14 protein-coding genes and 1 other annotated feature are annotated in these 13,218 nt (G+C 35.3%); of the genes, 7 read left to right on the top strand and 7 right to left on the bottom strand.

Features of this window, described 5'->3' with window-relative positions; genetic code table 11:
- Positions 1-58 precede the first annotated feature (58 nt).
- Positions 59-418: a binding site (T-box leader), on the top strand.
- Between the two features lie 119 nt (positions 419-537).
- Entirely contained in the window at positions 538-1,782 is a 1,245-nt protein-coding gene (gene tyrS, locus AC5LWL_RS02510) for a tyrosine--tRNA ligase (RefSeq protein WP_493432874.1), read from the top strand.
- 199 nt (positions 1,783-1,981) lie between these two features.
- Here tyrS and AC5LWL_RS02505 read toward each other — a convergent pair whose 3' ends face one another.
- Positions 1,982-3,472: an MDR family MFS transporter gene (locus AC5LWL_RS02505; protein WP_493432873.1), complete on the bottom strand. Its 1,491-nt coding sequence runs from the start codon at positions 3,470-3,472 to the stop codon at positions 1,982-1,984.
- Positions 3,473-3,796: 324 nt separating this feature from the next.
- Here AC5LWL_RS02505 and AC5LWL_RS02500 point away from each other — a divergent pair, with 324 nt between their 5' ends.
- Positions 3,797-4,393 carry a TetR/AcrR family transcriptional regulator gene (locus AC5LWL_RS02500; protein ID WP_493432872.1) on the top strand — a complete coding sequence of 199 codons (597 nt, stop codon included), beginning with the start codon at positions 3,797-3,799 and terminating at the stop codon, positions 4,391-4,393.
- 556 nt (positions 4,394-4,949) lie between these two features.
- Here AC5LWL_RS02500 and AC5LWL_RS02495 read toward each other — a convergent pair.
- Positions 4,950-5,930, bottom strand: coding sequence for an SDR family oxidoreductase (locus AC5LWL_RS02495; RefSeq protein WP_493436517.1), 981 nt, complete (start codon positions 5,928-5,930; stop codon positions 4,950-4,952).
- A 218-nt stretch (positions 5,931-6,148) separates the two neighbouring features.
- Here AC5LWL_RS02495 and AC5LWL_RS02490 point away from each other — a divergent pair, with 218 nt between their 5' ends.
- Positions 6,149-6,313 carry a hypothetical protein gene (locus tag AC5LWL_RS02490; RefSeq protein ID WP_493432871.1) on the top strand — a complete coding sequence of 55 codons (165 nt, stop codon included), beginning with the start codon at positions 6,149-6,151 and terminating at the stop codon, positions 6,311-6,313.
- Positions 6,314-6,381: 68 nt separating this feature from the next.
- Here AC5LWL_RS02490 and AC5LWL_RS02485 read toward each other — a convergent pair whose 3' ends face one another.
- Together AC5LWL_RS02485 and AC5LWL_RS02480 are read right to left on the bottom strand one after the other, a co-directional pair.
- Entirely contained in the window at positions 6,382-6,843 is a 462-nt protein-coding gene (locus tag AC5LWL_RS02485) for a hypothetical protein (RefSeq protein ID WP_493432870.1), read from the bottom strand.
- Complete coding sequence (locus AC5LWL_RS02480) at positions 6,844-7,629, bottom strand: hypothetical protein (protein ID WP_493432869.1); 786 nt, start codon at positions 7,627-7,629, stop codon at positions 6,844-6,846.
- Positions 7,630-7,996: 367 nt separating this feature from the next.
- On the opposite strand from AC5LWL_RS02480, the gene AC5LWL_RS02475 reads away from it, so the two are divergent.
- Positions 7,997-8,560 (top strand): glutathione peroxidase, encoded by a 564-nt coding sequence (locus tag AC5LWL_RS02475; RefSeq protein WP_493432868.1) that lies wholly within the window; start codon positions 7,997-7,999, stop codon positions 8,558-8,560.
- 178 nt (positions 8,561-8,738) lie between these two features.
- Here the strand turns inward: AC5LWL_RS02475 and AC5LWL_RS02470 are convergent, their stop codons facing one another.
- Complete coding sequence (locus AC5LWL_RS02470; RefSeq protein ID WP_493432867.1) at positions 8,739-9,179, bottom strand: C40 family peptidase; 441 nt, start codon at positions 9,177-9,179, stop codon at positions 8,739-8,741.
- A gap of 331 nt (positions 9,180-9,510) precedes the next feature.
- Here AC5LWL_RS02470 and AC5LWL_RS02465 point away from each other — a divergent pair, with 331 nt between their 5' ends.
- Positions 9,511-10,473 carry an exonuclease domain-containing protein gene (locus tag AC5LWL_RS02465; protein ID WP_493432866.1) on the top strand — a complete coding sequence of 321 codons (963 nt, stop codon included), beginning with the start codon at positions 9,511-9,513 and terminating at the stop codon, positions 10,471-10,473.
- A 204-nt stretch (positions 10,474-10,677) separates the two neighbouring features.
- Positions 10,678-10,806 carry a hypothetical protein gene (locus AC5LWL_RS02460; RefSeq protein ID WP_493432865.1) on the top strand — a complete coding sequence of 43 codons (129 nt, stop codon included), beginning with the start codon at positions 10,678-10,680 and terminating at the stop codon, positions 10,804-10,806.
- 171 nt (positions 10,807-10,977) lie between these two features.
- On the opposite strand, the gene AC5LWL_RS02455 is transcribed toward AC5LWL_RS02460, so the two are convergent.
- Complete coding sequence (locus AC5LWL_RS02455) at positions 10,978-11,307, bottom strand: PTS lactose/cellobiose transporter subunit IIA (protein WP_493432864.1); 330 nt, start codon at positions 11,305-11,307, stop codon at positions 10,978-10,980.
- Between the two features lie 311 nt (positions 11,308-11,618).
- On the opposite strand from AC5LWL_RS02455, the gene AC5LWL_RS02450 reads away from it, so the two are divergent.
- A complete protein-coding gene (locus AC5LWL_RS02450) occupies positions 11,619-11,810 on the top strand; it encodes an aspartyl-phosphate phosphatase Spo0E family protein (RefSeq protein WP_493432863.1) in 192 nt (63 codons plus the stop codon).
- Between the two features lie 183 nt (positions 11,811-11,993).
- On the opposite strand, the gene AC5LWL_RS02445 is transcribed toward AC5LWL_RS02450, so the two are convergent.
- Positions 11,994-13,022 (bottom strand): homoserine dehydrogenase, encoded by a 1,029-nt coding sequence (locus tag AC5LWL_RS02445; RefSeq protein ID WP_493432862.1) that lies wholly within the window; start codon positions 13,020-13,022, stop codon positions 11,994-11,996.
- Between the last annotated feature and the right edge of the window lie 196 nt (positions 13,023-13,218).

Below are 13,218 nucleotides of genomic sequence, written 5' to 3'. Positions count from 1 at the left end.
AATCAATTAAAATAACATTGCATAATATAGTGAATTCTGATACCATCATATAAAATTATATAAAGCGATGACAGAAACACAGTAGTCTATATCTCCCTGTTTATAGAGAGTCGATGAACGGTGCAAATCGACACAAAGATAAAGATGAATTACCTTCTAGAGCTTTCTTTGTGAACTATTTATAAAAAAGTGTAAGTGCCCCTAAGAAAAATGTTCGCTTCCTTCTACTTTTGGAGGCAAGCGACAAGACACACAAGGGCTAGGCGCTGGAGCTAGACACTCACCTAATTTGAGTACAAAACTCCTTAAATTTTAGTAGCAAAGAACGGAAAAAACCGTTATCTTTAATGAGTGGAAGAATGATGTTTATTCTTCAATTAGGGTGGTACCACGTGCATTATGCAACCACGTCCCTTTTTATAGGGGCGTGGTTTTTTTATGCCATTAAGTGGAGCGGACCCAGGTCTAAAAGTAGACTAAGCACCTATGAACACCTATTTGTGCCCTTACCCAAAAAAACAACAGGAGGAGAAATGAATGAGTACCTTTATGGAACAATTAACGGAAACACAATTACAAGAAGTAAATAGGCAATTAACTCTTTATCGCCAAGGCGTTCAAGAAATCGTTCCAGCAGATGAGTTAGCGGAAAAAATTGCAAAGTCGGTTCTTTCCGGTTATCCTCTTAAAATTAAATTAGGGCTTGATCCTTCTGCTCCTGATGTACATCTTGGTCATACTGTTGTTCTGAATAAACTAAAGCAATTTCAGGAAAATGGACATATTATTCAACTAATTATTGGTGATTTCACAGGAAAAATCGGAGACCCAACTGGAAAATCTGCTGCTAGAAAACAATTAACAGATGAAGAAGTAAAGCATAATGCACAAACTTATTTTGATCAATTCGGCAAAATTTTGGATATGAAACAAGTAGAGCTTCATTACAATTCAAAATGGTTATCTTCTCTTCATTTTGAAGATGTCATTCAGCTCGCTGGGAAAATTACGGTTGCCAGACTTTTAGAACGGGATGATTTCGAAGCAAGACTTGCAGCGGGCAGACCCATTTCTCTTCATGAGTTTTTCTACCCATTAATGCAAGGCTATGATTCTGTTGCATTAGATTCTGATATAGAGCTTGGAGGCACGGATCAGTATTTTAACATTTTAATGGGACGACATTTCCAAGAGAAATTTGGAAAAGAAAAACAAATTGCTATGCTAATGCCTTTATTAGAAGGATTAGATGGTGTGGAAAAAATGTCGAAATCAAAACATAACTATATTGGTGTAGATGACAAACCAAATGATATGTTTGGTAAAGCAATGTCCATTCCGGATTCTTTAATGGAAAAATATTTTGAACTGGCTACCGATTTACCTCCAGAAAAAGTTGCCGAAATCCACACAAATTTACAGTCAGGATGCTTGCACCCAAGAGATGCAAAAATGCTCCTAGGGAAAACAATTGTCCGTATATTTCATGGAAATGCTGCAGCCGAATTGGCAGAACAACATTTTAAAAAAGTTTTTCAGCAAAAGGCACTCCCTGACAATATTCCTGTTGTAGAATGGGCAGGAAAAAAGGAAGAAAGTATTGTAAATCTGCTTGTCTCCTTACAATTGCAACCATCAAAAAGTGAGGCAAAACGAATGATTCAAAATGGCGGTGTTCGAATAAACGGAGAGAAAATCGAGGATATTTCATTACAGGTTGCCATCACAGCTGGTCTTATTATTCAAGTTGGAAAACGAAAATTTGTAAAAATAACCATATAAGTGCAAGTTCAAAAAGATGGATAAAATGGAACACAAAGCTTGAGGAGACTTAACTTTGAGCAACGTAATACGGAAGAAGCGAAAGAAGAAATTCGACGTATCCTTTTTACCAGGCTTTTTGAACAACCTCTTCAAAAAAAGATTTTGGCATATCTCTATTAAAAAGAGCCGCCTATATGGTAAAGGCGGCTCCCATCTATTAATGAACATCAAAACTGACAGTACGTTTTTCTTCTGAACCAGTTTCTTCTCTCGGTTGTACTTTCGGCTTGCGAAGGAACATACTGAAAACAAATCCAGCTATTGCCAAACATGCAGCTAAAAAGAATGTATCGTTAAATCCAGCGTTCGCAGCTGCAATTTGACTCGTTCCATGTGCAACGTCTTTCATATGTGTATTAATATGGGATGTCAAATATCCTGTTAATCCTGCTACAGCAAAGGATACGACTACTTGCTGTGCTGCTGTTGTCAACGGTGTGACCCTGCTAACTAATTGACGCGGTGCTGCATTTAGCACATGCGTGTTTACAGGCATCATCGTTAGACCCATTCCAGCCCCCATCATAAATAAACAAACAATAATCATAGCAAGACTCGTATCAACATCCACTCGTGACAGTAGAAATAATCCTGCTGAAATCACACCAAGTCCTGTAAACGCAAGAGGACGTGCTCCAACTTTGTCAAATAATCGTCCGCTAATCGGCATAAAAATACCCGATGCGAGTGCCTGTGGAAGCAGGATAATACCCGTTTCAAGTGCTGTATAACCTCTAAGCTGCTGCAAATACAATGGAACAAGTATCATCGAACCGAATAATGCTACTTGTGCCAGCCATGCAAGAATGATTCCACGAGTAAAGTCCGTTGAACGGAATACTCTCAGCTCAAGAAGTGGCTGTTTTTGGCGCAGTTCAACAAATATAAAGGCGATCAATGCTATTCCACCAACCGTTAAACCTGTTATCGCAGAAGTTGAAGTCCAGTCTGACCCACCTTCACTTACACCATAAGCAAGCATGGAAAAAGCGATTGGAGCAATAATCATGCCAATAATATCAAGATGCGGTGTTTCCTGTTTTTCTGAAGGTGGAAGAAATTTAATTCCCACGATTAACGCAACAATTCCAATAGGCAGGTTAATTAAGAATATCCAATGCCAGCTAACATACTCTACTAACCAACCGGATAATACAGGACCTAGTGCTGGAGCTAACAGCATCGGGACTCCAAGAACCCCCATAATTGCTCCTCTTTTTTCAGGTGGAGCAAGCTTAAACACCATAGCCATTCCAATTGGAGCAACCATACCGCCGCCCAGTCCTTGAATCACTCGGAAAACAATCAACTGCATCGGTGATTGTGCAAACGCACATAATACAGAACCTAGTGTAAAAAAAGTAATCGTAAAAAGAAAGATTTTCTTTGCACCAAATTTATCTGTCATCCATCCAGCAAGAGGAATAACGGCAGATAGAGCTAATGTATAACCCGTAACTGTCCACTGAATTAGTTTAAGATCTGTTTTGAAAAAATCAACTAATTTTGGAATCGCAACATTCACAACTGTACTGTCTAAAATAACCATAATCATTCCAACAATAACAGCAAGGAGTGGCGCGATAATTGCTTTAATGGAGAATTCCTCTGAACTGCTGGAGACATTCTCCACTTTTGAATTAGACATATTTTCCTAACCAACTTTCTGTTTTCTATATTCTTAATCTCATTCTTTCCGAATATACGTGTTTATATTATAAGAAAAAAGTTTCTTCCTCATAGAATTAAACAACGTTTAAAACAATGTTTAAATAAAATTTATCCTTTTTCTTCCCAACTGTCAATATTTTTTTCTTACTGATAATAGAATGGAAATAACAGACCACCATCTTGACACATTATATCGAAAAGTATTATCGTTTAGTGGATAATACTTTCTTTCATAAACATTTGCATTGCAGCTTCTGTTGCTTTTTACCATACATGAACTAGTTGATAGGGGAGTCATAAGATGAATAAAAGCTCCGAAAAAGATAGAACAACAAAAGACAACATCCTAAATGCCACAGTACAATTAATTAAAATGGACGGACTCGAAACAGTAACATTGCGCAGAATCGCCGCTGCTGCAGATGTAAATCTTGCACTTATTAATTATTATTTTGGATCAAAGGATAAATTGATTAATGAAGCTTTGAAAGTAATGCTCGCTTCCTTTCAAGAAGCCTTTATCATTTTAGATAATTTTTCTATATCTCCGAAAGAACGTTTAAAGACCTTTTTAATCCAATATATGAACTCCATCAAAAGTTACCCTGAATTGATGAAAGAGTTACTTGGAAAAGGCAACATCTCCTTTGATTCACAATATGAATATAAAAATTATATGAAAACAATGGGATTAAATAAAATTAAAGCGACTTTAGAAGAGATTACTGGGGAGAAGAATTCAGATATGCTTACAATGATGATATTGCAAATGACTGCAGCCACCTTTCTCCCAACCTTAATGAGCTGCAAAAAAAACATTGCAATCGTTTGGAATCCTATCCCTGCAGAAGATCAAATTGATTTTTTCCTTGAACATTATTTGGCAAAGTATTCGTAACCTTGTGAAATAGGGGATAAAAGCAGCGAGAATCTGCTTTTATCCCCTATTTTTATCTTTATTATTTATGCCTTTCTGCGCAAAAGAATCTATATTAATAGTTTATTAAAGGAAATTTTAAAAATATGTAGAAAAGGTTTATGTAAGAAAGGATGTGATTTTAGTTGGTTTTAAATGAAATTGTCAAAGATACTAGACTTTGTAAGACGGAAGTATTATTAAATAGACTATTTGATCTTAACTCCAACCTTCGTATGAATCCTCGGGTGCAAAAATTACCTATGCATTTTAACCTTTGACACTTCTTTACATCGCCGTCTTATTAACAATCAGGAGGAACTTTCTTGATCCCATCTCCCAAGCAAAAAGACATCAGAGACAATTCACCCACTTCCTCACGCTTAACAAACTCCCTTCCACCCCAATCAACTATTTCATTATTTTCAGTCAGCCATCCACCATTATCAAAAAAATGCCTGCGAAAAAGGAGATTTTCCCGCAAGCATTTCTGTTATTCCGCGCTCCCCCCATTTGAAAACGCTTCATCTAATTAGGATTATGAACTTGTTGTTTCTCCACCATTTACATGTAGTACTTGCCCTGTTACGAAGCGAGAATCGTCTGAGGCTAAGTATACGTAAGTTGGAGCGAGCTCAAATGGTTGTGCTGCCCGCTGCATTGGATTGGATGATCCATAGACAGCGACTTGATCGGATGAAAAACTTGCGGGAATAAGCGGTGTCCAAATTCTTCCTGGAGCGACGGCATTTACGCGGATCCCTTGCTTTACCACATTATTGGCTAGTGCTCTTGTAAAACCAACATTAGCAGCTTTTGTTGCTGTATAATCAATCAGTTGTGGTTCCCCTGCATAGGTCACAACTGAAGAGGTATTGATAATGGAGCTGCTTGGCTTCATATACGGAAGTGCTGCTCTTGTAGTATAAAAATGAGAATAAATATTTACTTTAAAGGTATCATCAAACTGCTCATCCGTTATATCTGTTAAATTCGCCTGCTGAAATTGAATGCCTACATGATTACATAGAATATCCAAACGTCCGAATGTTTGCATCGTTTTTTCTACAATAGCAACACATTGTTTTTTCTTGCGCAAATCTCCCGGCATTAATAAACAGCGCTGTCCTAACTGTTCAATTCGCTGTTTCGTGCGATTGGCATCTTCATGCTCATCTAAATAAGCAATTGCCACATCTGCCCCTTCTTTTGCAAAAGCAATCGCTACTGCCGCTCCAATTCCGCTGTCACCACCCGTAATAAGTGCGACCTTTCCTTTTAGCTTCTCACTTCCTTTGTAATTTTTGTTCTCAATAATGGGGCGTGGCACCATTAAACTTTCTAAACCCGGCTGCTGTAATTGACGATTTTCCGGAAAATTGATGGGGATTTCTTCATATTTCGTTATTTTCCCATAGTTTGCATACAAAGGGTATGGATGTTCCTTCTTATTTGCCTCAAACATTTGCTGCGCCTCTTTTATTTGCTTTAATAGCTCAGACTGTTGATTACGCTGCATCTGCACTCGTTGCTGTTCCTGCATCTGGGGATGATAAGGATAATGCTGAGGGTTTCTTTGATAATAATACATAATAATTCCTCCGCCCTTTTAATAATCATAATGACACATTCTATGTAAAAAAAAGATGCGAGTGCCTGTATGAAAAAACTCGTACTTGCTCTCTCCTATACAATAATGAATACGCTATAGAGGAAACATTTAAAGGGGGTTCAATAATGCGATTTGAATACAATCCAAAAGTAAATCTTTTAATAAAAAAACAATCTAATAAAAAAGTAGACATGAGGTATTTGCAGCATAAATGGCAAATGCCCAAAATAGCACAAAGACCACCATACTACACCGATCCGAAATACGGTTTTCATTATCCTAATTTATAATAACCAGAAAAAAGCCTGTATGAAGTCTCTGCTTCCTACAAGCTTTTCTCTTTTCATATACTATGGGATTATTCAAAGGTTTTAATCTTGGCAAATCCGAAAGCAAAATGTTCCCAAATAATTTTTTCTACTTGTTTCGCTTCCTCTTCTTTACATTCTATAATTAAAATAACCTCCGCCTGCTTGTTCTTCCGCTTCCTTCTGGTTTTATTTTTTCTACGATGCAGAAAAACATCAATCAACACCCCAAAGATAAAACCAGCAATCGCACCAATTAATCCCCAATAAATTGGTCCCCATTTCAAGTTAAATCCACGACTTGCCGTAATAACAGAAAAAATAACAGCAAGAATCATACCTTTATTTATTAACGAATCTCCATCCGAACGATGAATCGTATCAAAGAGCTTCAGTTCTTGTGGTGAATTATCCAATGGTACAGCAAAAAGATTGGATACACCTATTTTTTGCAGTTTTGTTATTACAAGTTCTACATGAATAGAATGGTCAAATGTGGCATATATTTGCATTCATTTCACCTTAATACCTTTCTTCACTTTAAAACGCTTTGGCTGGAAATTCTCTATTAAAAAGTGACGCTGCTCCACTTGATGCAGTTTATTGTATTCAACGGTATTCATGTAGGATTCAAACATGCTAAAAAGATATAATGATGGCATATACATTAGCCACTGTTTATCCAATACTTCTGTAGATTTATCGATATTCCCTTGAAATAAATAATAAATGCCTTCAACAAAATGAGAATAATAATTAAAGACGATAATCATGACAAGTGTAAAAATAGCGGAAAAAATTTGGTGAAGATATAATTGCCCTAAACTTGGTAAAGCCATGGACCATGCAAGCGCAACTAATGGTCTCCTTTTATCTAAGTAATTAATTTCAAACGGTTTAATGATTAATGCAGGGATTTCCGGATTTCCTTTTTCTGCCTCTGCTAAGATTTGCAGATTATTCATTCCAATCGTTGTTCTATGACTGTCCCATATGGAAAAGAAATAAATAGGAATATACATAAAAACAGTATTTGGGTTTAGAACCGCTTTTGCCATTTCAATATTTCCTAAAAAGGAATATACCATCGCTTCATTTAATCGTGTCGATTGATTAATAAATACTTCCCATATGATAAGTGCAAAACCACGAGTATACTTATGTAATAAGATATGTCCAAATCCAGGAAATGCGAGCGACCAACATGCAATAATAGTAGGATCTCTTTTATGAATAAAAGTAGTTCCCCATATACTAACATTTGCAATTGGTCTGCGAACAGTTTTGTTAGTTGCCATAAAATTCTACCTCAACAGAAAGTATTTTATTGTATTATTAGCTACTTTCCAAAAAATATCCATTATCATCCTTTGTTTTTAAAACAAATCATTTTTCTAATCTCTATTGAAGCAGTATACTATTCATTAAAAAAGAAATAGTTCTAATTAACTATTCAGGTCATTAAAAAGTGTTCGCTCTCGATGTTTATCATCTAAAAAGAGAGGAACATCCAGAAGACATCGACGTAAGTGAAAATATGGAAAATCAACTAAATATGCCATAACTTTATATTTTTCGTTGATTGACAAGCGACTTTACTCCACTATCCAACTTTTTAGACACTCTGAATAGTTCTAATTAAAATTTATCATTTGGAGGAACATGATGAGCATTTACAATTTCTCTGCTACTGCTATGAACGGACAAGACAGATCACTAGCTGAATACAAAGGGAAAGTAGTTCTTATTGTTAATACGGCAGGAAGATGTGGGTTCACGTATCAGTACAAGGATTTACAAAAATTATATGATCGCTATAAGCATAAGAATTTCGTTCTACTAGGATTTCCTTGTAATCAATTTGATCACCAAGAGCCTGATAGCAATGAACAAATTCAAGCGAGCTGTATGATTAATTATGGAGTGAATTTCCCGTTATTCCGAAAAGTTAATGTCCGTGATGAACAAGCACATCCCTTGTTTACCTATCTTTCTGAAGCAATGCCTTTTAAAGGATTTAATAAATTTCATCCTGCTTCTAAAATTTTACTGCCGTTAATCGAAAAGAAGCATCCAGAATATTTAACAGATGACTATTCTATCAAGTGGAACTTTACGAAATTTTTAATAGACGCTAATGGCAATGTTACTAAACGTTTTGAATGTACAACAGATCCGATTGATTTGGAGCAAGATATTGAGAGACTTTTAGAAGAAACAATAGTCTAAGTTAATTACCTTTTTCCACATAAAAAACCCTATAGAAAATCTGTTTAACAGATTATTCTATAGGGTATATATAATTATAGATAACATTAGTTTTAAATAAATTCTTACATTGCTTGTCCAAAAAGGAAGATAAAAAGGTTTAACATGTCATTTTTACCGTACTTTTTAGAACAACCTCTTACAATCTTTTTGCACCATAATAATTTGCTTTCCAATATGTATTAGACAACTTGTCTATTTTAACACCTTGTGAAGAGCTATGTATAAATTTATTATCACCCATATATATTCCTACATGTGATGCACCTTTTTTATAAGTGGAAAAGAAAACCAAATCACCTTTTTTCAATTTCTTTTTCGTCACTTTTTTTCCTTTTTTATACATATCTGCTGCGGTACGCGGAAGTTTTTTTCCTGTCTTTTTATAACTGTATCCTACAAAACCGGAACAGTCGAATCCTTTTGGTGTTGTTCCACCAAATTTATATGGTGTTCCTATGTATTTCGTTGCAATGCTTGTAATCGATTTAGAGGATGCTGCGCTTGCTTCATGTCCCCCAAATATTCCAGTAAATAATAGCCCAAATGACAATATGCTCATGATAAAAACCTTTTTCATGCAAGTAACCTCCGTTGCGTTTCCTTTTTGTAAAGATTAAGAAAGTATACGTTTTCTTAATTTAGTAATACGTTTCCGTGGCTCACATCTATCATCTAGAGATAGTTTCTCATAATTTTCTATTAAATGGGTTACAGGGTTGTTCTATTTTTATTACAGCTAGATTACAATACTATCCAATAATAGTTATTATTTTTTTCCTTATCCTCTCAAAATATCCTTTCATCTCTTCTATCATTTAAAATAATTCCCTTTCTATGAAATTGAAATAAATAGTATACTATAATAAACAATAAAGACTGGACGAAACTAGATTGGAGGAATAAAAAGAGTGGATTTTATTGCAATTGATTTTGAAATAGCCAACGAAAATATGGACAGTGCCTGTTCCATTGGACTTGCATATGTTGAAAACAATGAAGTAGTAAAAGAACAGTATTTTCTTATTAAACCTCCCAATTTGAAGTTTGATGCTAGATTTACTGCTGTACATGGAATAAAGCAAGAAGATGTGATTGGGAAGAAAAACTTTGAAGAGGTATGGGAGCAAATCAAAGAGGATTTTTCCTCTTCTCTTATTGTTGCACATAATGCTCAATTTGATATGAGTGTACTATACTGCAGTTTAAAGACGTATGGCATTAAGGCTCCAAATTTTGAATATGTTTGCAGTATTCCTGTTAGTACAAGAGCGTGCAGGGGAGAAAAGGTTGGTCAATCCTTAAAGGAAAGAACAGCCCGTTTTGGAATTTCCATCGAGGATCATCACCATGCAGGAGCAGATGCACGAGCATGTGCTGAGCTAGTGATTGCTTGTGTAAATGCCAAGAACAGAAAATCTCTTCAAACCTATTGCCAAACATTCAGCACCATTCCGATTAAACAATTTGCTGATTTGAAACCGCAAACTACTTTTGGAAAAAAAAGCAAAAGCATCCGTAAACCCACCTTTAATCGTGTTGCGATTTCAGAAATTGCCGCAACAACTGATTCTTTTAATGAAAATCACTTGCTTTATGGAAAAAATATTGTTTTTACAGGTGATCTTTTGTCAATGGACCGCAAAGAAGCCATGCAAAAAGTAGTAGATATTGGCGGGATTATGAAAAGTGGTGTCAGCAGTAAAACCAATTATCTGGTCGTCGGCAAACAAGACCCAAAACTTGTCGGATCAACAGGAATCAGTTCCAAGGAGAAAAAAGCTTACGAATTAAAACAAAAAGGACTCGATATTGAAATTGTGCAGGAAGAAACGTTTTTAAAACTATTAAAGAATGAAGCAGTGCAAAAATAATAAATCGGCATCCATTAATTGGGTGCCTTTTTTTGTTAGATTCACGGTGCCTGTCTGCTATTTGCTTGCGGTATTTTTATCATCTTTACTGTAACTCCATTAAAATTTCATTATAAATTTTATTAATATAGTTTTATTTTTCTAAAATAAAGGTATAAAAGATTAGTAGATTGGAAATACTTTTTTTAAAAGGAGGAATAACTAATGAACATATCAACAAATAAAAATATTAAAGATTTTTTTAACAAGGAACATTTTGAACTTCATTCTTATCTTACTTATTTATTATTACATACAGAAAAATTAACGGTTAAAAATATGCATGCTGAATGAATACATTTATCTATCAAAAAACGAACTCCCTCGTAGGAAAAGAGTTGCCGACTTTGGGTAACGAGCATTAAAAATCGGAAAGTAGACATCTCTCAACAGCCTGATCTCTTTTTCCACACCAAGGGAGTCATTTTTTGGATATTCCCCTCCCTTTTTTAGCCATCCCACTCATTAATTTTCTTCTCCTTCACGGATTTTTACCAATTGAAATAAATCAATAATTTCTTGTGCCATATCTTTAAGCATAATAGCATTCATCAGATGATCCTGTGCATGCACCATTAATAAAGATAGATCCATCTGATTACCTCTTACTTCGTTTTGAATAAGGGCTGTTTGAAGATGATGTGCTTCCTTTAAAGCCTCGCCTGCTTCTTTCATCTTTTGTTCAGCTAAAGTAAAATCTCCATCTTTCGCAGCAGAAATTGCTTCCATCGCACAGCTTTTTCCGTTTCCCCCATGCAATATAATATGATAAATTACTTCTTCCATTTCTACCATTATTATCAGCCTTTCTATTTACCTTAGTTAGAGGCATTCACAAAAAAGGTAGCGCTTACATTTTGTTGTATAAAAAATACACTTTATTTTTTCACTGACTCATAATTTCATTATACGATAAAACGCTTACATCCTCAAGATGCATCTTTTCCTCCTTCCTTCGTATCATTTTCGCACTGTTCTCTGTTTAAATCGATGATCCGCCAAGATTTTTGTGCAACTTTTATACCAAAATTATTGTAAAAAAGCTTATTTTTTCCATAATCTTTTGGTAAAATAAGTATTAAGATTGATACCTAGGAGCCAATATTATGATACTTAATAGGAAAAGCGAGGAAAAAGTAAGCGAACTACTACAGATCATAGAAAACTTAAAAACAAAGTTAATGAAGTCAGGTATCACTAAAGGGTTGAACGATCCTCAAACTTTGCAAATAAGTGAACAGCTGGATATCTATATTATTAGGTATCAGAAATTAGTCTCCAAGAAATCCAATTACTAAGAAATCATTATACTAAGTAAGCCTTTCGTCACCTGTTAATCATACATCCATTCTTTTGAATTGATTGTTACAAGGTGACAAATTTCTCGCCTCCGGTTTGCAAATTGTTAACACTTGCAATTTGCTATATACGTTTCACTTTGCATTTATAATATCTACCTATCACTACACTAAGCACTTTTGTTAACGAAACAAGTTAATCATATCCTTTAATGCTGCAGCAGCCGCGCCCTTAGGATGGGATGCACCACCTAAGCAGCAAATCGTTCCCATTTCCTCTGTATGAAATAGAATCCCTTTATTTGTTCCTTTGACATGGATCAGTGGATTTTCTGGTTGTATTACTTTTGGTGCCACTTTCACTACTACTTCATCATTTTTGACCACTGCGCTTGCAATCAATTTTATTTCATTTCCTTTGATTTTTGCGTACTGCATATCAGCTTTTGTCACCTTTTCTATTCCTTCGATTGAAATATCCTGTAACGTTAATTGGGTATGAAGAAGTCCATTTGCGAGCAATAAGATTTTGCAGGCACTATCCAATCCTTGTATATCAAGTGCTGGATTCGCTTCGGCTATCCCCCGTTCTTGTGCCATCTTTAGGGCATGTTCAAAAGATAAGTTTTCTTCTGACATACTTGTTAATATAAAATTGGATGTGCCATTTAATATTCCTTCAATACTAGTAATCTGACAGCCAGCTAAACTGAAATCGCCAATATCCATTGTTGGAAGAGCGGCTGCAGTTGCTCCGCTATATTTTATTTCACAATTATTCTTTTTTGCCATTTTTTTAAATAGCGGCAAAGCATGTATAAGTGCACCTTTACTGACAGACACAATATGCATTTTTGCTGATAATGCATTGGTTATATAAGAAAGTGCCGGTTCTCCCGTTTCTAAGTCTGTTGGAGTGCATTCAATCAAAACATCCCCTTTGTAAACAGGCTGTTGAATTAAGATACTTTTACGTTTGGCGTATTGTTCTACTGCCTCTGATCCTTTTCCAAGAGTCAGCAAAAGGGCTAAATCAATGCCTTGCTCCTCATAAATCATGCCATTTAGACCAACTATTCCGACTACGTTATAATACGTTTGATATTCTTTTACTAATCGGTCTTTTTGTTGTTCAAGTAAGTTTACTAATTCTCTTGCAACCGTACCATACCCGGTAATGATCACTTTTTTTTCGACTATATCTTTATGCATTTGTCTATCCTTTCTTCCATTATGTTATCGTTTATCTGCTATTATACTAATTCTGTATCACTAGCCTATTTTCCTTTCCCTCTTTTTCTTAATGTAAATAAAAATTTTTTCCTAGTATAAATTATGTTTGGAAAAAAGGGCTTTACAAGGAAAACACTACCGTGAAAAATAAACAGAAAAGGCGAGTGTCTGGCAA

The organism is Niallia sp. WK069_GA_01 (assembly GCF_983173855.1).
Note: the sequence above shows the minus strand (reverse complement) of the source record. Positions and strands in the feature narration are given on the sequence as shown.